Source organism: Rhizorhabdus phycosphaerae (assembly GCF_011044255.1).
Lineage (GTDB): Bacteria > Pseudomonadota > Alphaproteobacteria > Sphingomonadales > Sphingomonadaceae > Rhizorhabdus > Rhizorhabdus phycosphaerae.
This window is the reverse complement of the sequence record NZ_CP049107.1, coordinates 1,816,650-1,834,354: the sequence shown is the minus strand read 5'-3', so window position 1 is coordinate 1,834,354 and position 17,705 is coordinate 1,816,650. Positions and strand designations below refer to the sequence as shown.

Genomic DNA, 17,705 nt, shown 5'->3' with positions numbered 1-17,705 from the left:
CGTCAGAGCGCCTGCGCGGCGGCCAATACCTCTTCGGCATGGCCCTTGACCTTCACCTTACGCCAGATGCGGGCGATCCGGCCGTCCTTGTCGATCAGGAAGGTGGCGCGGTCGATGCCCATATAGGCGCGGCCATAGAGGGTCTTCTCGATCCAGGTGCCATAGGCCTCGCAGACACTACCGTCATTGTCCGACGCCAGCCGCAGCTTGAGGCCATGCTTGCCAATGAACTTGGCATGGCGCGCGGCATTGTCCTTGGATACGCCGATCACCGATGCGCCGGCCGCCGCGAAATCGTCGGCAAGAGCGGAGAAGGCCTGCGCCTCGGTGGTGCAGCCCGGCGTATCGTCCTTGGGGTAAAAATAGAGGACCAGCGTCTTGCCGGCTTCCGCCGCTATGCTCGTGCTGCTGCCGTCCGGCAGTTCGAGCGTCACGTCCGGTGCCTTGTCGCCTTCGTTGAGCATCGCCTGTCTCCCTGTTCTTATCGTCCTTAGGACGGCAGGGCGGGAGGTTTCAACCTTCCCCAGCGGACAACGGCAACATCCAGGGCGTCGCCCTCCGGCAGGACCCGGCACGGCGGGGGGACTGGGGGCGCCCCGTTACGCTGGGGCGCCCTTCGGTGAATACGACCACCGGTCCACTTACGCTTACGCTACGCACACTTGATGCTGCCTGGAATAGCAGCCAGTCTTTAAGCGAGCGTCGATCAGACTGGTTAAAATCGGGAAACCCTGATTATTCTTTCGGCTGAGCGAGGCGAGCTCGAGCCCCGGATTTCCGGGCATCATGCGATGCCGGCCGCCCTTATCCATTCGCTGCGGACCAGCATCTTCGCGCTTTCATAGCCTTTAACCAAGGCGGGCCAGTCGGGCTCTCCGCAGCTGCGCGCGACCAGATCGCGCGACGCTGGCGGCGGCTCGGCCGAGGCGGGAGAGACGAGCCGCTGCGTCACCAGCAATCGCGTCAGCAATTCATGCGCGCCGATCAGCGCGGGATCGATCAGGCCGTCTTCGGCCAGTGCCCGCATCGCCACGCGGAGCCGGGGGCTGAGGCCGCGCCGGTGCCGCAATTGAAGCAGGTGGACAGTGAACTCGCAGTCGACCAGGCCGCCTTCGACGAGTTTGACATCGAAGGCGCTCGATGGCGGCTTGTGCCGCGCGATATCGCCCCGCATCTTGACGACATCGGCGGTCAGCGAGCTATCGTCCCGCTCCTGCTGAAGGATATCGTCGATAATCCTCTGCACGGCGCCGCGCGCGGGGGGCGAGCCGAAGAGGGGCCGGGCGCGGGTGAGCGCCATATGCTCCCAGGTCCAGGCGCTCTCCCGCTGATAGCGCTCGAAACTCTCGATCGACACCGCCAGAGGCCCCTGAGTCCCCGATGGCCGCAGCCGCGTATCGACCTCGTACAGGGGGCCGGCCGCGGTCGAGACCGAAAGCGCCGCCGAGACGCGCTGGGCCAGCCGGTTGAAATAGGTGGTGGCGCCCAGCGGGCGGGCACCATCGGACTCGGTCATGATGTCGCCGCTGAACAGATAGACGATATCGAGGTCGGACGCGTGGGTGAGGGCGCCTCCGCCCAGTCGGCCCAGAGCGATCACGATCAGTTCACCGCCCGGCACCTTGCCATGGGCCGCCTCGAACTCCGCCACCGTCGCGCGTGCGAGCACGTCGAGCGCCGCTTCCGCTACCCGCGCATAGCCATGTCCGACCTCGATCGGGTCGGAGGCCGCTTCGATCAGCTGCACGCCGAGGGCGAAGCGCCGCTCCCCCACCATCTGACGCACCCTGTCGAGCAGCAGTTCGTAATTCTCCGAGCGCTCGCCATGGGCGAGTTCGGCGACCAGCACCTCGACCGAGGGCGGCGGTTCCAGGGCGGTTGCGTCGATCAGCCCATCGAGCAGGGCGGGTCGGCGACCCAGCGCCTGCGACAAGGTGGGCGCGTGGCTGAGAACGTCTATGAGCGCGCGCGCCAGTGCTGGCCGCGCCTGCAGCAGGCGGAAGAGGTTGATCGCGCTCGGCAGGCCTGCGACCAGATCCTCGAAGCGGCTCAGCGCCTCCTGCGGCGCGGGCGCCTTGCCGAGCGCCCTGACGAGGGTCGGCAGCATCGCCTCCAGCGCCTGTTGCGCGACGCCGGTGCGCAGCGAACGGCTCTTGCCCTCGCGCATCGTCTCGATACGCAGCCGCGCTGCGGCGGGGTCGTCGAAACCAGCCTCGGCCAGTGCGGCCTCGAGCTTCTCGGCCTCCATAGGCATTCGCTCTTCCGCGTCGCCGTCGAGCCCATCATAGACGGCCCCCACGCGCTCGACATGCGGCTGGAGAAGATCGACGAGCGCGTCGCCGTCGCTCAGGCCGTGCAGCCGGGCGACATTGGTCAGGGCGTCCGCATCCTTTGGCAGGCGGTGGGTCTGCAGGTCGTCCACCATCTGAAGCCGATGCTCGATCGTGCGATAGAGCCGATAGGCCAATGCCAGATCGCGTGCGGTCTGCGGATCGATCCGCCCTGCCTCGCCCAGCGCCTGCAGCGCATCCAGCGTCGCCGGGGCCCGCAGCGCGGGTTCGCGTCCGCCGTGAATCAATTGGTGGATCTGCGCGAAAAACTCGATTTCGCGGATGCCGCCCCGTCCGCGCTTCAGGTCATAGCCCGGGCCGAGCATCTGGCTCTGCGCGAAATGGTCGCGAATCCGGCGGGAGATCTGGCGGATTTCCTGCACCGCTCCGAAATCGAGCGACCGGCGCCAAACAAAGGGCCGAATGGCCTCCAGAAATTCGGTCCCCAGCGCGACATCGCCTGCGGCAGCCCTGGCGCGGATGAAGGCAGCCCTTTCCCATGGCAGCGCGGCCGACTCATAATAGCTCAGCGCGGCGTCGATCGGCAGGGCGAGGGGAGAGGCCTCGGGTGAAGGGCGCAAGCGTAGATCGACGCGGAAGACATAGCCGTCGGCATCGCGGTTCTGCAGCAGTTCCAGCACGCGGCGCGTGATCCGGACCGCCGCCTCGACCGGCTCCTCGCGTGTGCGATGGGGCAGTGTGCCCGGATCGAAGATCAGGATCGGGTCGATGTCGGACGAATAGTTGAGTTCGCGGCTGCCGTGTTTGCCGAGTGCCAGCGCCGCCATTCCCCGTGGCTCCTCCCCTGGCGCCCGCTCAAGAATGGCCGAGCGGATGGCGAGGTCGAGCGCATGGTCTGCGAAGGCGGAGAGCTGCGACACCACCTCCTCGAACGAAGCGATGCCTGCCAGATCGGCCAGACCTGTCGCCAGCGACACGATCTGCCGCTGGACGCGCAGCATGCGCCCCACATCTTCCCCTCGCGCCTCGTCTAGGCCCGATGCGATCGTGTCGGAAAGTCCGGCGGCATGAAGCCGCTGGACGATGTCGGGATGTCTTTTGACGAGGCCCGCGAGGAAGGGGGAATGGTCTCCAACTCTCCGCAGGGCGTCGTCCAGCTTCTCATGCCGGGATCGTGGGTCCATCGCCGATGGATAGGGTATTTGAACGGTAGTGCAACATCCGGAAACTTGCGCGGTTCAATGCGTTATCTGATTTATGGAAAAGCGTCCCTCCTCCGACCCAGCAACGATGGCCCGGTTCAGCCGGGGACGCATCGTTCAACCGCCGCAGCGGTATGAGGGGCTGGGCAACGCACTGCGCACCGCATTTGATTCGGCCAGCTGTGGGCTGCCGGACGATATGCGCCGCCTGTTGGGCAAGCTCGACGGGTCGTAAAAAAGCCCCCAGTCCGGATGGGACAGGGGGCTCTTTTCAACATTTCTCGAGAACAGGACATTTTGCCGGGCGCCAGGCCAGCAGCCTCACCGCCATAGGTGTCAGGCCGGTCAGTCGCGACTCAACTGGTCTACGTCCGCCATGATCTGTTCGAGCGTCGAGGTTGCAGGATCGGTGTGGTGGTCGCGCCGCGAGGGCAACTGGCCATGATCGAGCAACTGTTCGAGCGCGGTACGGCCACGGGCCACGCGGCTCTTTATCGTACCGACCGCACAGCCGCAGATATCCGCAGCCTCTTCGTAGGAGAAGCCGCCCGCTCCGACCAGAATCAGCGCTTCGCGCTGCGGCTGGGGCAGGTGGAGCAGCGCACGCTGCATGTCCGCGAGTTCGATGTGGCGATCCTGGGAGGCGGGTGCCGAGAGAATCTTGGCGGCCGCATTCTCGTCCCATTCGCCGCGAAAGCGCGCACGGCGCATCTGCGAGAGGAAAAGGTTGCGCAGGATGATGAACGTCCAGGCGCGCATGTTCGTGCCTGCCTGAAAACGCGCCCGGGCAGCCCAGGCCTTCATCAGCGTTTCCTGCACCAGATCGTCGGCGAGATCGCGGTTGCCCGACAGTGAGCGGCCAAAGGCGCGCAGATGCGGGATGACCCGCGCCAGCTCGATCTTGAACTCCTCGTCGGAAAGCGCCGCATGGGGCACCGGCTCGCTGGTTTCGAGAAGATTGTCTTCGTCGTCCATGTCGTCAGCTACCCCGCTCGGCTTCGGATAAGCCGCTACTTTCGCCAGTACAGCCATCGGCTCCCCATCTCTTCGGCGGGAACTTCACCGTCACCGCCACGCCGCACCAACGACGCAGCGGCAAGTCGGTTCCAATCGAAACGGAGCCGAAACCTCTAACCTCAAGCCTCGATCGTTGCGGCGTTGAAGAAGAGCGCCTGGCTGATCGCGGCCTTTACGGTGGAGCGCTGGAAGGGCTTGGTGATCAAGAAAGTTGGTTCTGGACGCTCGCCGGTCAGCAGCCGCTCGGGGAAGGCGGTGATGAAGATGACCGGCACGCTGAACTCGGCCAGGATGTCCTTGACCGCGTCGATGCCCGAGCTGTCGTCGGCCAGCTGGATGTCAGCAAGCACGAGGCCGGGGCGCTGGGCATGGGCCTGGGCGACCGCCTCGTCGCGGGTCACGGCGACGCCGCTGACATTGTGGCCGAGATCGCGAACGATCGTTTCCAGATCCATCGCGATGATCGGCTCGTCTTCGATGATCAGCACGTCGGTCTGGGTCTGGCGGTCGATCTCCGCGATGGCCTCGGCGACGAGCGCGTCGACCTCTTCGGGCGAGGTCTCGATCAGATAGGCGGCATCCTGAACGGTGAAGCCTTCCATGGCCGTGAGCAGAAGCGCCTGCCGCGACAGCGGGGTGATGCGACTCAGGCGCGCATTGGCGATAGCCTCGCGTTCGACATCGGTATCCACTGCGGATTCTGCGAACTCGTCATAATGCGCGGAATTCCAGATAGCCTGGAAAGTGCGGTACAGGCCGACGCGAACGTCCACGTCCTTGGGGAAATCCTCCGGTGCGGCGACGATCGCTTCCAGCGTGGCGCGGACATAGGTGTCGCCATGCTGCTGGCTGCCGGTCAGGGCGCGGGCGTAACGACGAAGGAACGGCAGGTGCGGGGCGATTTTCTGACCGAGCGACATGTGTATCAACACTCCCTGAAGATATGAAAGCGGCTGACCACCATCGTACCGTCGGGAAAGGTAGCAGCCCCACCGGTAACGCGGAAGACACCCGCCGCCTCAAATTTGAACCTGAAAAAAAGAGGCGCTCGGGCTAGGGAACAATCGTCGGAGTTTTTTGTTTCATCGGCGACGCGTACATTTTACCACCATCGGGAAAATGATACGTGTCCGGATCGATCCAGGCGGGGCGGAGTCCATCGGCACCGTTGCGTGGGAGAGCATTGGACAACCACATGCAGGTCAGGGGCCAAAGCCGGTTGGCAAAGGAAAGTTCAGGGACGCCCGAGGGCGACAAGAGTGGAAGCAAGTCCACGCAGCGGCGACGGGAGGAATCTCCCCGCGATGCGAACGTGGGCGATGCTCTGCGTTCCGTCTATTCGCAGGCCGTGGACGAGCCGATTCCAAACGAATTCCTGGATCTGTTGAACAAGTTGAACTGACCATGTCCCTTAAACCTTCCGTTCCCCTGCGGATCCGCCTCAGGGGTCGGGGAGGCTTTTGATGGTGGGTTTTCCCAACCGGTTGTCTTTCGCGCGGCTGCCCAGCGGCACGAAGATGCTGATCATCATGTCGGCGGCAATGCTTCCGCTGGGCCTCATCGCGCTGCTCACCTCGCTCGATATGGCCCGCTCGGCCTCGGCCGAGCGCCGCGCTGCCGCCCAGACGGCCGCCGCCCTCTACGTTTCGCAGATCGAGGCCCGGATAAACCGGGGCCTCGATGCGGTGCGGCTGCCGGCGGCGAGCATTCAGGACGTTCCCTATCTCTGCAGCGCGCTTGCTCGTCAGGCCGTCGCCGCGCCCTCGCGGCCGCCGATCGCGCTGTTCGACGAATCGGGACGTAAGCTGTGCCAGTCGCACGGCGCCGCCATCGAACAGGTCGCGGCCAGCCACCCGATGGTCGATCATGTCTGGCTCGACCAGGCGAGCAAGACTTTCCGGCTGACCGCGGCGCGCGATGACGGCAGCCTGCTTGCGGAGGCCGATGTTCCCATCGAGGACGTTCGGCGCGACGTGGCGGAGGATGTCGGCATTCGCCCGATCCGGCTGACGCTGCGCCAGGGCGACTCCGAGGTCGAGATTTTCGCCGGGGAATCGCAGGCAGGCGACGGCGCGCCGCTGGTCATCTCGCTTCCCGTCAGCGATGGCCGGCTGGCGCTCGTTGCCGAGTTCGCCCCGGCTTCGACCGGTGCGCGGACGCTCCTTCTGGTCCTGCTTCCTCTGCTGATGTGGGCCGCCGCGGCCTTTGCCGGCTGGTACATCATCAACAGGCTGCTCCTGTCGCCGCTCGCCCAGATCAAGCGCTCGATCGAGACCTGGGAAGGATCGCGCGGCACCTTTCCGCTGCCGCGCATCACCACGCCCAGTCACGAAATTCGCGACCTTGCCGACAGCTTCGCATCGGTCACCGCGCGCATCCAGAAGCATGAAACCGAACTGGAGGAAGGGCTGGCGCGCCAGACCCGGCTGACGCGGGAGGTCCATCACCGGGTCAAGAACAACCTCCAGGTGGTCTCCAGCCTCATCAATCTGCACGCCCGTGGCGCCGAGGGCGATGTAGCCGCCGCTTACGGGGCGATACAGCGGCGTGTCGACGCGCTCGCGGTCGTCCACCGCAATCACTATGCCGAGCTCGAGGAGAATCGCGGCCTCGCCATGCGCGCGCTCGCGGGAGAACTGGCGGCTTCGCTTCGTGGCTCCGCCCCCGCGGCAGCGGCCGGCATGCCGATCGCGCTCAATATGGTCGACCTCTACGTGACGCAGGATGTCGCCGTTCCGGCGGCCTTCCTGATCACCGAGGTCATCGAACTGATGATGCACTGCAATCCTCGCGGATCGGTGCTCATATCGCTCGAGCCTGCCGAAGCGCCCGGTCGGGCTCGGCTGCGCATCGAGACCTTCGGCATGGAGCCGGGCGCAATCGCCGCCTATCCCGCGATCGTACGCTTCGAGCGGGTCGTGACCGGCATCGCCCGGCAGTTCAGGGCGCCGCTGATCGAGGACCGCGACGCTGGCCGTTTCGAGATAGAGATTGCGGCCCAAGCCTGAGCGAAAAAAAATGCAGCCTGCGGGAACCGGGTAAACGGTAGGGCGTTCTTTAATTCGGATAGCGATGCTTTGCCCCCCCGCTCCCGCTATCCAAACCAACAAAGGGCCCGGTCACTTATCCCCCCGTACGTGACCGGGCCCCCATTTTATCTATAAATCGCAAATAGTTGAGTTGGTTTCGCTGTTTCACAGGCGGAACCAGTCGGCGGCTAGTGCATTGTTCAATCGAGCTTCCCAAAATGGGAGGCCCAGTTTTTTCGAAAGAGGGTTGCCATGTTGAAGCGCACTATCGTCCTCGCCTTCGCCGGCCTGTCGCTGTTCTCGGTCACCGCCTGCAACACCGTCGAAGGTGCCGGCCAGGACGTTTCTTCGGCCGGTCGCGCCGTCTCGGATGCGGCGAACGACGTCAAGTAACGTCGTTCGACCAGCGTCGAAACAGAAAGAAGGAGCTCGGGACGGTCAGGCCGTCTCGGGCTCCTTTTGTTTTTCGCGACGGCGCTCGGTCAGCCAGATTCCGATGAGGCCGAGTTCGTAGAGGAGCACCAGCGGGATCGCGAGCAACAGCTGCGACCCGACGTCTGGGGGGGTGAGTACCGCCGCGATCGCGAAGGCGCCGACGATCGCATAGCGGCGGGCAGCGACAAGTTGCTTCCGGCTGACCACGCCGGCCCGCTCCAGAAGCATGATCAGGACGGGCAGCAGGAAGGAAATCCCAAAGCCGAACAGGAACTGCATCACGAAGGACAGGTAGTTGCCGACCCCGGGCAGCGCCTCCTGCTGGACACCGCCCAGATTGCCCTGGAAGCCGAGCAGGAAATGCAGAGCCACCGGAATGGCGACATAATAGGCCAATGCGGCCCCGGCGGTGAACAGCACGGGGGTCGCGAAAATGAAGGGGAGCAGCGCCCGCTTCTCGTTGCGGTACAGCCCCGGCGCCACGAACTGCCAGATCTGGTTGGCGATGATCGGGAAGGCCAGCATCATCGCGGCAAAGAACGCGACCTTGATCTCGACGAAGAAGGCTTCGAAGATCTGGGTGTAGATCAGCTTTCCCTGTCCGGCGCGCAGCAGCGGCTGGACCAGAAAGGCGAAGATCGGCCGCGCGAAATAGAGGCACACGCCGAAACAGAGGCCCAGCGCGGCGAGCGACATGAGCAGCCGCCGCCGCAGTTCGAGCAGATGATCGAGAAGCGGCGCGCGTGTATCGTCCAGGTCGGTCATGTCTGCCGTGGCTGTGGGGCGGACGCGGGAAAGTCCTCACCCTTGGAAGCGGATTGGGTGACGTCGGGATCGGGCAGGGCCGTGGCGCCCTCCGAGGACTCGGCGAGCAGGGCTGGCTGCGATCCGACGGGGATCATGCCGTCATCGTGCGACGAGGGCTGCTGGTCGGTATGCTGAGAAGCCTGCGGCGGATGCTCACGCATGATCCGCTCATTCTCCGCGGCCCATTTCTTTTCCATCTCCTCCAGCTCGGACTGGCGGATCATCTCGTCGATGCCCGAACGGAAATGGCGGGCCACGCCGCGCGCACGCGCGATCCACTGCCCGACGACGCGCATCGCCTTCGGCAGATCCTTGGGGCCTATGACGACGAGCGCGACGACGGCGACGAGCAGCAGCTCCGTTGGTGCTATGTCCAGCATGACGGACGATCGGCGAGGATCAGGTCGCTATCAGTTGTTCGGCCTGTCGTCCTGCATCGGCTGGAGCTTGGCCTCCGCGGTGGGCTCGAGCGGGGGCTGCTGCTGCAGGCGGGGTGCGGGGCGTGCCGGGGCCGGCGGAGTCGTCTCATCTTCCTCCGACATCCCCTTCTTGAAGCTCTTTATGCCCTTGGCGACGTCGCCCATCATGTCGGAGAAGCGACCCTTGCCGAAGAGCAAAAGCACTACAATGCCGACGACGAGCCAATGCCAAATGCCGAAACCGCCCATGGAAAATCTCCTAGAATAGCCTCCATTTAAGCCCTGCCCCTACCAATCGCAATGGCGCAGGCTGCGTATTGGCGGGTGGGCCGGCGGAGGAGGTTCCCTTGGTACAGATTTGCGACAGGCTGGTGACATCGTCGCCGGCACTTATCGCTAGTCGGCGTCGCCTTCGTCCTCTTTCTCCGGCCCTGCGGTCTCCATCTGCAGCTGTTCGAAGGCAAGATCGACCGGATCGAGCAGGCCCGCCGCCTTGAGGTCGGCGATACCGGGCAGGTCGCGCCGGCTCTGCAGTCCGAAATGAGTCAGGAAGGCCGGAGTGGTGGCGTAGAGCAACGGCCGTCCCGGCGTCTCGCGCCGGCCGGCGGGCCGGATCCACCCGGCTTCGAGCAGCACGTCGATGGTGCCCTTGGATATCTGCACGCCGCGGATCGCCTCGATCTCGGCGCGGCTCACCGGTTCATGATAGGCGATGATCGCGAGCGTTTCTATTCCGGCGCGGCTCAGCTTGCGCGGCTCCTCGCGCGTCCGCCGCAATATGTGCGCCAGGTCGGCCGCCGTCTGGAAGTGCCAGCGCCCGCCGCGTTCCACGAGCTCTATGCCGCGCCCCGCGTATAGGCGCGCGAGGCGGGGGAGGGCATCGCCGAGCGCTTCGGCCCCGATCACCGCCATGAGTTCGGACGGACTCATCGGCGCTTCCGCCGCGAACAGGGCTGCTTCGAGGGCGCGGAGCAGGTCGTCAGGCTCCTCGATCATGATGCGCTCCGGACGAGAAGCGGTGCGAAGGGCGCCTCCTGCGCCAGCGACAACCGCCCCTGCTTGGCAAGTTCGAGCGCTGCTAGGAAGCTGGAGGCGAGCGCGGAGCGCCGATAGTCTCCCCGGGCTTCGACCGGGATGAAGGCTTCGAGGCTGGTCCAGTCGATCAGCGCGCCGATCATGCGCGACACCCGTTCGATCGCCTGTTCGAGGGTCATCACCGGTCGGCGCTGAACGATGTGCACCGGCGGCTCGGCGCGCGCGCGAACGGCGCCATAGGCCGAAATAAGGTCGTAGATGCTGGCATCCCAGGCGGCCTTCCGGACGACCTTCAGGCCCTCGGGTGCGCCGCGAACGAACACGTCGCGGCCCAGCCGGTCGCGGGCCATCAGCCGCGCACCTGCCTCGCGCATGGCTTGCAGACGCTGGAGCCGCAATTGCAGCCTCAGCGCCAGTTCCTCAGGGCTGGGCTCGACTTCCGGATCTTTGGGCAGGAGCAGGCAGGATTTGAGATAGGCCAGCCAGGCGGCCATCACGAGATAGTCGGCCGCGACCTCCAGCTTCAGCGCCTTGGCATTGTCGATGAAGGACAGATATTGCTCGGTCAGCGCCAGGATCGAGATCTTCGCGAGATCGACCTTCTGAGCCCGCGCGAGACTCAGCAGAAGGTCGAGCGGTCCTTCCCAGCCTTCGAGGTCGAGCGTCAGCACCTCGTCAGGCCGGCCGTCGGCCAGCGGCAGATCAAGATTGTCGTCGTCGTCCCCCATCGGGGCGAGTTAATCAGGATTTGGCCGCCAAGGAAACAATTGTCCCGGGTGTCCCGTGCGGTCAGGCGGGAAGGACGGCCAGCAGCGCGTCGCGCTTCGCCATCAGGTCCTCGACGCTCGCCCGGCTGGTGATGTCCCTGACCGTCGCCATGGCTCGGTCGAGCCTCGCTCGCGCCGGGTCGCCGATCGCGCCGACCGCGCCCGCGATCGCTTCCATTTCGGCCATGTCGCCCGAACAGTGGAGAGCGATGTCGCACCCCGCCGCCAGCACCGATGCGGCGCGGCTGCCGAAATCCCCGGTCAGCGCATGCATGCCCAGATCGTCGGACATGAGAAGCCCGTCAAAGCCGATACGTCCGCGGATGATATCGCCGATGATTCTGGCCGAAAGGCTCGCGCACTGCTCCGGATCCCAGGCCGGATAGACGACATGGGCGGTCATCGCCATCGGCGCATCGGCCAGCTTGATGAACGGCGCGAGATCGGTTTCGAGCGCCTCTGCGTCGGCCTCGACGACCGGAAGCTCGACATGGCTGTCGGCCATGGCCCGCCCGTGACCGGGGACGTGCTTGACCACGCCGACCGCGCCGCCGGCGCGCAAGCCCTCGATCACCGCGCGGCCCATCGCCGCCACGCGCAGCGGCTCTGCGCCCAGCGCGCGGTCGCCGATGATGTCGTGTGCGCCCGGCTGCCGCACGTCTAGCAGGGGCAGGCAGTCGACGTTGATGCCGACCTCGGCCAGCATCGTGGCGATGGCCTGGGCATTGTGGCGCGCGGCCTCGATCGCCGTCATTGGCGCGATATCGTAGAGGCGGTCGAACAGCTCCGCCTTGGGATAGGCCGGCCAATGCGGGGGCTGCATGCGTGCGACGCGCCCGCCTTCCTGATCGATCAATATCGGCAGATCGGCTCGGCCGGACAGCGCACGAAGCGAGTCGGTCAGCGCGCGGAGCTGCTCCCGATCCTCGACATTGCGCTTGAACAGGATGAAGCCGGCCGGGTCCAATTCGCCGAAGAAGCGGCGTTCGGCTTCGCTGAGGGTGGTTCCGGCCAGGCCGAGAAACAGGGGCGTCATCGCCATCGTCAGTCCATTCGTTATGGCGGCCGGCGCCGGAGAGCGTCGAAGCCTCCACCGCCGGGCATCGTCATCCTATGATCGAGCAGCTTTCCCCGGCAACGCGCAGGCGCTTGCAGATGTCCGCACCATTGCCGCCGCTGGCGCGCAGGCGGTAAAGCGTCTTTTCACCCGACTGCACGGGCACGACCGACTGGGTCAGGCCCGAGAGGAAGGAGAAGCGCCCGGAGAGGGTCTTCCAGGCGGCATTGGCCTTGGCCTGGCTCGAGAAGGCGCCAAGCTGCACGGTCGATCCGCTGGTCGGCTCCGATGGTGCCGCAGGCGCGGCGACGGGCGCCGGCTTGGGCTTCGCGACCGGCTTGGCGGCCTGCTTGACCACCGTCTCGTCCACCGAGGATCCGGCGCGCACCGCTGGCTTGGGCGCAGGCGCGGTCGGCTTGGCGACCGCTGCGACCAGGGCCGGCTGCGTCGGCGCGGCCATCGTCGGGGCAGCGGGTGCCGGCTGCGGGCGGTCGACATTGACCGGGGTCTCGGCCGCGCCGCTGATGTCGATCACGCTTTCGACCTCATTGCCCTTGCTGGCGCTATAGACGATCTCGTCGCCATCTTCGGGCGCGCTCTCGTTGCCGGGGCGTTCCTTGTAATAGCTGTCGGGCGCCTGGATCAGCGAGCCGTCGCCTGCCGTCGAAGCGTCGCGCTGCCGCAGCCAGAAGAAGCCGCCGACGACCAGACCGGCGACGGCCAGCGCCGCAACCAGCCAGATGATCAGCTTCGGGGTGGTGAGACCGCCCGGCTCGTCATATTCCTCTTCGACCGGCTCGAGCCACGGCAGGCGATCCTCGTCCTGCGGACCAAGCCTGTCGCGCGAATAATCCGCCATCTACTGCATCTCCTCGGCGGCCGAGACGCCCATGACGGCGAGGCCGTTGCGGATAATCTGCCCGATCGCATCGCTGAGCGCCAGCCGCGCGCGGGTGATTTCGGGCCTGTCGGTGAGCAGGAAGCGACGGGCCGGGTCGTCATTGCCCCGGTTCCAGAGCGCATGGAACATCGCCGCCAGGTCATAGAGGTAGAAGGCGATACGATGCGGCTCGTGCGCCTGGGCCGCGCTCTCGACGATGCGCGGGAACTGCGCGGCGAGCTTGACCAGTGCCAGCTCTTCCGCGTCCAGAAGGCCAAGATCGGCTGCCGGGGTCAGGTCGATCCCCGCCTCGGCGGCCCGGCGATGCAGCGAGCGACCGCGCGCATGGGCGTATTGGACGTAGAAGACCGGATTGTCCTTCGACGCCTCGACCACCTTGGCGAAGTCGAAGTCCATCTGAGCATCGGCCTTGCGGGTTAGCATGGTGAAGCGGACCACATCCTTGCCGACTTCGCGCACCACGTCGGCGAGGGTCACGAAGCTGCCCGAGCGCTTCGACATCTTCACGGGTTCGCCGCCGCGCAGAAGCCGAACCATCTGGACCAGCTTGACGTCGAACGCGGTCCTGCCGCCGGTCAGCGCCTGGACGGCCGCCTTGATCCGCTTCACCGTGCCGGCATGGTCGGCGCCCCAGATGTCGATCAGGACGTCGGCGTCCTCGGCCTTCTGGGCGTGATAGGCGAGGTCGGTGCCGAAATAGGTCAGTCCGCCATCGGACTTACGCACAGGACGGTCGCTGTCGTCGCCGAAGGCGGTCGCCTTGAACAGCGTCATCTCGGTCGGCTCCCAGTCGTCGGGAAGCTCGCCCTTGGGCGGTTCGAGCGTGCCTTCATAGACCAGCCCCTCGGCGCGCAGCCGGTCGAGCGCCACGTCGACCTTGCCCGCCTTCTGCACGGCGGCTTCGGATGCGAAGACGTCGTGCCGGATACCGAGCAAGGCGAGGTCGTCACGGATCATGTCCATCATCGCCGCGACGGTCTTCTCGCGGAACAGGTCGAGCCACTCGCTCTCGGGCTGGCCGACATAGCGGTCGCCGAACTCGGCGGCGAGCGCCTGGCCGATCGGGATCAGATAGTCGCCCGGATAGAAGCCCTCGGGAATCTCGATGCTCTCGCCCAGCGCCTCGCGATAGCGCAGATGCGCCGAGCGGGCGAGCGTCTGCACCTGCGCGCCCGCGTCGTTGACATAATATTCGCGGACGACGTCATGCCCTGCAAATTCGAGCAGCGCGGCCAGTGCGTCGCCGACGACGGCGCCCCGGCAATGCCCCATATGCATCGGGCCGGTCGGATTGGCCGAGACATATTCGACATTGACGCGCTTGCCGTTGCCGAGGGTCGAGCGGCCATAATCGGTGCCGGATGTCAGGATCTCGGCCAGTTCCTCGCGCAGCCGTGCGTCGGTCAGGCGGACATTGATGAAGCCCGGTCCGGCGACTTCGGCGCTGGCGATCTCCGGCAGCGCGGACAGGCGCGGGACGATCAGGTCTGCGAGCGCGCGGGGATTCTTGCCGGCGGGCTTCGCCAGCACCATCGCGGCGTTGGTCGCGAGGTCGCCATGGCTCGGATCGCGCGGCGGCTCGACCGTGACATTCCGTCGATCGAGACCGGCCGGCAGGTCGCCGGTCGCCTGGAGGTCGTCGAGAATGGTGCCGATCCGGTCGGCGAAGCTGGCGTAGAGCGTGGTCAATTTCAATTCCGCTGGCGATAAGTTGGAGCGTCGCCTTAGCGGATCGTCGCCCAAAGGTCAGTCCTTAGTTTTCTTGCCTCCCTCGGCGAGGCTGTAGGTCGGGATGGTGTGCGCCAGCGGGTCGAAGCGCACCCACAAAGCCAGAACGAGCGCGGCGCCCAGCAAAACGCCCGCGCCAAGCCGCGTGGCCCTGCTGGGCCAGAGCATCAGCAGCACCGGCAGCGCGGCGAACAGCGGCACGACCAGCACGACCGACAACTCCGCACCGATGCCGAGGAACAGGAAATGCGCCTGCGCGAGGAGATGCCCGATCGCGATCGCGGCGCACAGGCCCATGGCCGGAAGCGCGGCCCGTTCGCCGAGCCACGCCCGCGCGGCCAGCGCGATTGCCGCGAGGAGCAGCGGCCAATGGAGGATCGGGGCCGCTGTCGGCAGCGTCGCCTGGACCAGAATGCCGGCTGCGAGCAGGAGCAGCAGCGCACCCTCTGCCCGGGCGGCACGATCCTCGGGAAGAAACCAGGCCGACGCCATGGCGAGCAGCGCGACCGGCACGATCGCGATCGGGCCTCCGCTCAGCAGGCCGGCCCACATCAGGATCATTCCCGGCGCGAGGGCTATCGGGTGCGGGTCCGTCCGGCGGACCAGCGGCAACAGACAGAGTAGCGCGGCCAGCGTCGCCGCAGCCATGGCCTCCAGCCGGGGCAGCGCCGCCAGCCGGTCGTAATAATTGGCGCCGCCACTGCCCGACAGGGCGTTGAAAGCCAGCAAAAGCAAGGATGCGTGAAGCAGGATGGTCAGCGTAATCAGGATGCCGCGCCCGATTGCGGCCCGATCCGGTCTCTCGCGCCACAGGGCGAAACCGATCAGCAGGGCGGAGCCGAGCAGGATCAGCCAGCCGCCGGCCGCAGGATAGACGATCGTCGCGCGACCCATGAGATCCGAGAAGCTCGCATCCGCCGCGCGCGGCGGCAGATCGCGGGCGTAGAGCAGCGCAGAGGACAGTGCGAGCGCCTGATCGCCCATGTCCTGCAGAGAGCCCGGGTCGACGACATCCGGCAGCGCCGCTGGCGAATGATAGGCATAGCCGCGGTCGAGAACGGCAAGATTATAGCCGGGAATGCCCATGCGCTTCGCGACCGTATAGTCGGTGTAGTTGGGCATGTTGTTATAGACGAGGACCGACAGCGAATTGGTTGCGGGGCGTCGGACATGCCCTGCATAGAGCCGCATCATCGCGCCATTGGCCGGGCCGGTCTCGAACATGTTGGCGCGTCCGCCCGCGCCGCGCGCCTCCATGTTGATGATGGCGCCGATCCGACGGGCCAGCGGGTTCCGGGCGAAGAAATATTCCGCACCGTCGAGGCCCAGCTCCTCTCCATCGGTGAAGAGCAGGACGAGATCGCGCTCGGGGGCGCCCCGCTCGCCAATCGCTCGGGCGACTTCCAGGGCCGCTGCCACGCCCATCGCATCGTCCGCAGCACCTGGCGAACCCCATACGCTGTCATGATGCGCCATCAGCAGCAGCGGTGGCAGGCTGCGGTCGCGACCGGGAAAGATGCCGATCAGGTTGCGGGCGACGACCCCGCGCTCGGTCCGGCCGCTCCACTTGCCCAGCCGGCGCAGGGAAGCGGCGCCGAGGGGCATCTGCTGAACGTCGATGACGGCCCCCATCGCGTGCATCCGCATCAGCAGATAGGCCGAGGCCCGCTCATTTTCCGCCGAACCCGTGGGATGCGGGACGCGGCCGATTGCTGAGACGTCGCGCATCGCCCGCGCTGCGGAGAAGACTGTGGCATGTGCTTCCAGCCCGCGTGCGGCGGGTGGGGTAATGGCCATCCAGGCCCAGAGCAACGCGCCGGCGAGCGCGGCGAACAGAGCGACCGACCGGGCCATCAGAAACCCTCGAGCGAGATCGGCCCGACATGCTCGGCATAGCGGGTCAGTGCATAGCGGTCGGTCATGCCCGCGATGAAGTCGCCGATATGGCGCGTTCGCGCTGGCTCCTCCGCCGGCAGCGAGGCGCGCCAGTTGTCGGGGAGCAGTGCCGGATCGTGGCGGTAGGCATTGGCGAGACCCGATACGACGCCCGCCATCCGCGCCGCGATCTCCAACTGTTGCGGGTGATGGTAGAGATTGGCGTACATGAAACGGGTGAGCGCCTTCTCCCGTGCCGCCATCTCGTCGGAGAAACCGATCAATGCCCGTCCGGCGGCACGCACGTCCTCGACCGAGCGGGGAGCGGCTTCCTCCAGCCGGCGGCGGCTTTCGGCCAACAGGTCGTTGACCATGCAGCCGATCTGCTCGCGCACCAGCTCGCCCAGCAGGCGCGATTCCGGGACGTCCGAATAGCGCTGGCGGACGCGGTCCCAGTTGCTCCGGACCAGCGGGTCATCGAGCACCTGGTCGAGCGTCAGCAAACCCGCGCGGACGCCGTCGTCGATATCGTGATTGTCATAGGCGATGTCGTCGGCGAGCGCCGCCACCTGCGCTTCGGGCCCGGCCCAGCTGTCGAGATCGAGCGACCACTGGTCGTCGACCTCGGCCATCGCCCAGGTCCGCTCGCGGATCGGGCCGTTATGTTTGGCCAGGCCTTCGAGTGTCTCCCAGCTGAGGTTCAGTCCGTCATGCGATGGATAGGGAGAGTCGAGGCGTGTGAAGATGCGCAGTGTGTGCGCGTTGTGATCGAATCCGCCGACGTCGGCCATGGCGGCCTTCAGCGCGTCCTCGCCGGCGTGACCGAAGGGCGGGTGGCCGATATCATGGCCCAGACAGAGCGCCTCGGTCAGATCCTCGTTCAGCCCCAATGCGCGGGCGATGGTGCGCCCGATCTGCGCGACCTCCAGACTGTGGGTCAGGCGGACACGAAAATGGTCGCCATCGGGGGCGACGAAGACCTGCGTCTTGTGGCGCAATCGGCGGAAGCTGATCGAGTGGATGATCCGGTCGCGATCTCGCTGAAAGACATCGCGCGGACCGCGGGTTTCGCCATCGCCATGGCTGTGGAAGCGGCCCCGGCTGCGGCCTGGGTCGGAAGCATAAGGCGCGAGATCTGGCAT

Annotated in this window: 17 protein-coding genes; 3 read left to right on the top strand and 14 right to left on the bottom strand. The window is 66.2% G+C overall.

Going from position 1 to position 17,705, the window contains the following annotated elements; translation table 11 throughout:
- Window positions 1-2: 2 nt before the first annotated feature.
- The 4 genes from G6P88_RS08385 to G6P88_RS08370 form a co-directional block, all read right to left on the bottom strand.
- Window positions 3-464 carry a peroxiredoxin gene (locus tag G6P88_RS08385; RefSeq protein WP_165322746.1) on the bottom strand — a complete coding sequence of 154 codons (462 nt, stop codon included), beginning with the start codon at window positions 462-464 and terminating at the stop codon, window positions 3-5.
- A 320-nt stretch (window positions 465-784) separates the two neighbouring features.
- Entirely contained in the window at window positions 785-3,475 is a 2,691-nt protein-coding gene (locus tag G6P88_RS08380) for a bifunctional [glutamine synthetase] adenylyltransferase/[glutamine synthetase]-adenylyl-L-tyrosine phosphorylase (protein ID WP_165322745.1), read from the bottom strand.
- Window positions 3,476-3,838: 363 nt separating this feature from the next.
- Window positions 3,839-4,468 (bottom strand): sigma-70 family RNA polymerase sigma factor, encoded by a 630-nt coding sequence (locus G6P88_RS08375; protein WP_226946823.1) that lies wholly within the window; start codon window positions 4,466-4,468, stop codon window positions 3,839-3,841.
- 161 nt (window positions 4,469-4,629) lie between these two features.
- Window positions 4,630-5,430 (bottom strand): response regulator, encoded by an 801-nt coding sequence (locus G6P88_RS08370; RefSeq protein ID WP_165322743.1) that lies wholly within the window; start codon window positions 5,428-5,430, stop codon window positions 4,630-4,632.
- Window positions 5,431-5,705: 275 nt separating this feature from the next.
- Between G6P88_RS08370 and G6P88_RS08365 the strand changes: the two genes are divergently transcribed.
- The 3 genes from G6P88_RS08365 to G6P88_RS08355 all read left to right on the top strand — a co-directional run bounded on the left by G6P88_RS08365 (window position 5,706) and on the right by G6P88_RS08355 (window position 7,932).
- On the top strand, window positions 5,706-5,912 hold the full coding sequence (locus tag G6P88_RS08365) for a NepR family anti-sigma factor (protein WP_165322742.1): 207 nt from the start codon (window positions 5,706-5,708) through the stop codon (window positions 5,910-5,912).
- Window positions 5,913-5,973: 61 nt separating this feature from the next.
- Window positions 5,974-7,518 (top strand): sensor histidine kinase, encoded by a 1,545-nt coding sequence (locus G6P88_RS08360; RefSeq protein WP_226946780.1) that lies wholly within the window; start codon window positions 5,974-5,976, stop codon window positions 7,516-7,518.
- 273 nt (window positions 7,519-7,791) lie between these two features.
- Window positions 7,792-7,932, top strand: a complete 141-nt coding sequence (locus tag G6P88_RS08355) for an entericidin A/B family lipoprotein (RefSeq protein WP_165322741.1) — start codon at window positions 7,792-7,794, stop codon at window positions 7,930-7,932.
- Between the two features lie 45 nt (window positions 7,933-7,977).
- On the opposite strand, the gene tatC is transcribed toward G6P88_RS08355, so the two are convergent.
- From tatC to G6P88_RS08305, 10 genes are all read right to left on the bottom strand, one after another.
- Window positions 7,978-8,739, bottom strand: a complete 762-nt coding sequence (gene tatC / locus G6P88_RS08350; protein WP_165322740.1) for a twin-arginine translocase subunit TatC — start codon at window positions 8,737-8,739, stop codon at window positions 7,978-7,980.
- Window positions 8,736-9,161: a Sec-independent protein translocase protein TatB gene (tatB, locus tag G6P88_RS08345; RefSeq protein ID WP_165322739.1), complete on the bottom strand. Its 426-nt coding sequence runs from the start codon at window positions 9,159-9,161 to the stop codon at window positions 8,736-8,738. The genes tatC and tatB overlap by 4 nt, the downstream gene beginning before the upstream one ends.
- A gap of 30 nt (window positions 9,162-9,191) precedes the next feature.
- Window positions 9,192-9,449, bottom strand: coding sequence for a twin-arginine translocase TatA/TatE family subunit (locus tag G6P88_RS08340; RefSeq protein ID WP_165322738.1), 258 nt, complete (start codon window positions 9,447-9,449; stop codon window positions 9,192-9,194).
- A gap of 147 nt (window positions 9,450-9,596) precedes the next feature.
- Window positions 9,597-10,196: an SMC-Scp complex subunit ScpB gene (gene scpB, locus G6P88_RS08335; RefSeq protein ID WP_165322737.1), complete on the bottom strand. Its 600-nt coding sequence runs from the start codon at window positions 10,194-10,196 to the stop codon at window positions 9,597-9,599.
- Complete coding sequence (locus tag G6P88_RS08330) at window positions 10,193-10,963, bottom strand: segregation and condensation protein A (RefSeq protein ID WP_165322736.1); 771 nt, start codon at window positions 10,961-10,963, stop codon at window positions 10,193-10,195. The genes scpB and G6P88_RS08330 overlap by 4 nt, the downstream gene beginning before the upstream one ends.
- A gap of 61 nt (window positions 10,964-11,024) precedes the next feature.
- Window positions 11,025-12,038: a beta-N-acetylhexosaminidase gene (gene nagZ / locus G6P88_RS08325; RefSeq protein ID WP_165325035.1), complete on the bottom strand. Its 1,014-nt coding sequence runs from the start codon at window positions 12,036-12,038 to the stop codon at window positions 11,025-11,027.
- Between the two features lie 70 nt (window positions 12,039-12,108).
- Entirely contained in the window at window positions 12,109-12,918 is an 810-nt protein-coding gene (locus G6P88_RS08320; RefSeq protein ID WP_165322735.1) for an SPOR domain-containing protein, read from the bottom strand.
- A complete protein-coding gene (gene argS, locus G6P88_RS08315; protein ID WP_165322734.1) occupies window positions 12,919-14,649 on the bottom strand; it encodes an arginine--tRNA ligase in 1,731 nt (576 codons plus the stop codon). It lies immediately after the preceding gene.
- 57 nt (window positions 14,650-14,706) lie between these two features.
- Window positions 14,707-16,542, bottom strand: a complete 1,836-nt coding sequence (locus tag G6P88_RS08310) for a M20/M25/M40 family metallo-hydrolase (protein ID WP_165322733.1) — start codon at window positions 16,540-16,542, stop codon at window positions 14,707-14,709.
- Complete coding sequence (locus G6P88_RS08305; RefSeq protein WP_165322732.1) at window positions 16,542-17,705, bottom strand: deoxyguanosinetriphosphate triphosphohydrolase; 1,164 nt, start codon at window positions 17,703-17,705, stop codon at window positions 16,542-16,544. Before G6P88_RS08305 ends, G6P88_RS08310 begins: the two co-directional genes overlap by 1 nt.

What these genes read in the sequence shown, in the direction of transcription:
- G6P88_RS08385 (WP_165322746.1), bottom strand. Translation starts at nt 464, where the DNA reads ATGCTCAACGAAGGCGACAAGGCACCGGACGTGACGCTCGAACTGCCG.
- G6P88_RS08380 (WP_165322745.1), bottom strand. Translation starts at nt 3,475, where the DNA reads ATGGACCCACGATCCCGGCATGAGAAGCTGGACGACGCCCTGCGGAGA.
- G6P88_RS08375 (WP_226946823.1), bottom strand. Translation starts at nt 4,468, where the DNA reads ATGGACGACGAAGACAATCTTCTCGAAACCAGCGAGCCGGTGCCCCAT.
- G6P88_RS08370 (WP_165322743.1), bottom strand. Translation starts at nt 5,430, where the DNA reads ATGTCGCTCGGTCAGAAAATCGCCCCGCACCTGCCGTTCCTTCGTCGT.
- G6P88_RS08365 (WP_165322742.1), top strand. Translation starts at nt 5,706, where the DNA reads ATGCAGGTCAGGGGCCAAAGCCGGTTGGCAAAGGAAAGTTCAGGGACG.
- G6P88_RS08360 (WP_226946780.1), top strand. Translation starts at nt 5,974, where the DNA reads ATGGTGGGTTTTCCCAACCGGTTGTCTTTCGCGCGGCTGCCCAGCGGC.
- G6P88_RS08355 (WP_165322741.1), top strand. Translation starts at nt 7,792, where the DNA reads ATGTTGAAGCGCACTATCGTCCTCGCCTTCGCCGGCCTGTCGCTGTTC.
- tatC (WP_165322740.1), bottom strand. Translation starts at nt 8,739, where the DNA reads ATGACCGACCTGGACGATACACGCGCGCCGCTTCTCGATCATCTGCTC.
- tatB (WP_165322739.1), bottom strand. Translation starts at nt 9,161, where the DNA reads ATGCTGGACATAGCACCAACGGAGCTGCTGCTCGTCGCCGTCGTCGCG.
- G6P88_RS08340 (WP_165322738.1), bottom strand. Translation starts at nt 9,449, where the DNA reads ATGGGCGGTTTCGGCATTTGGCATTGGCTCGTCGTCGGCATTGTAGTG.
- scpB (WP_165322737.1), bottom strand. Translation starts at nt 10,196, where the DNA reads ATGATCGAGGAGCCTGACGACCTGCTCCGCGCCCTCGAAGCAGCCCTG.
- G6P88_RS08330 (WP_165322736.1), bottom strand. Translation starts at nt 10,963, where the DNA reads ATGGGGGACGACGACGACAATCTTGATCTGCCGCTGGCCGACGGCCGG.
- nagZ (WP_165325035.1), bottom strand. Translation starts at nt 12,038, where the DNA reads ATGACGCCCCTGTTTCTCGGCCTGGCCGGAACCACCCTCAGCGAAGCC.
- G6P88_RS08320 (WP_165322735.1), bottom strand. Translation starts at nt 12,918, where the DNA reads ATGGCGGATTATTCGCGCGACAGGCTTGGTCCGCAGGACGAGGATCGC.
- G6P88_RS08310 (WP_165322733.1), bottom strand. Translation starts at nt 16,542, where the DNA reads ATGGCCCGGTCGGTCGCTCTGTTCGCCGCGCTCGCCGGCGCGTTGCTC.
- G6P88_RS08305 (WP_165322732.1), bottom strand. Translation starts at nt 17,705, where the DNA reads ATGCCAGATCTCGCGCCTTATGCTTCCGACCCAGGCCGCAGCCGGGGC.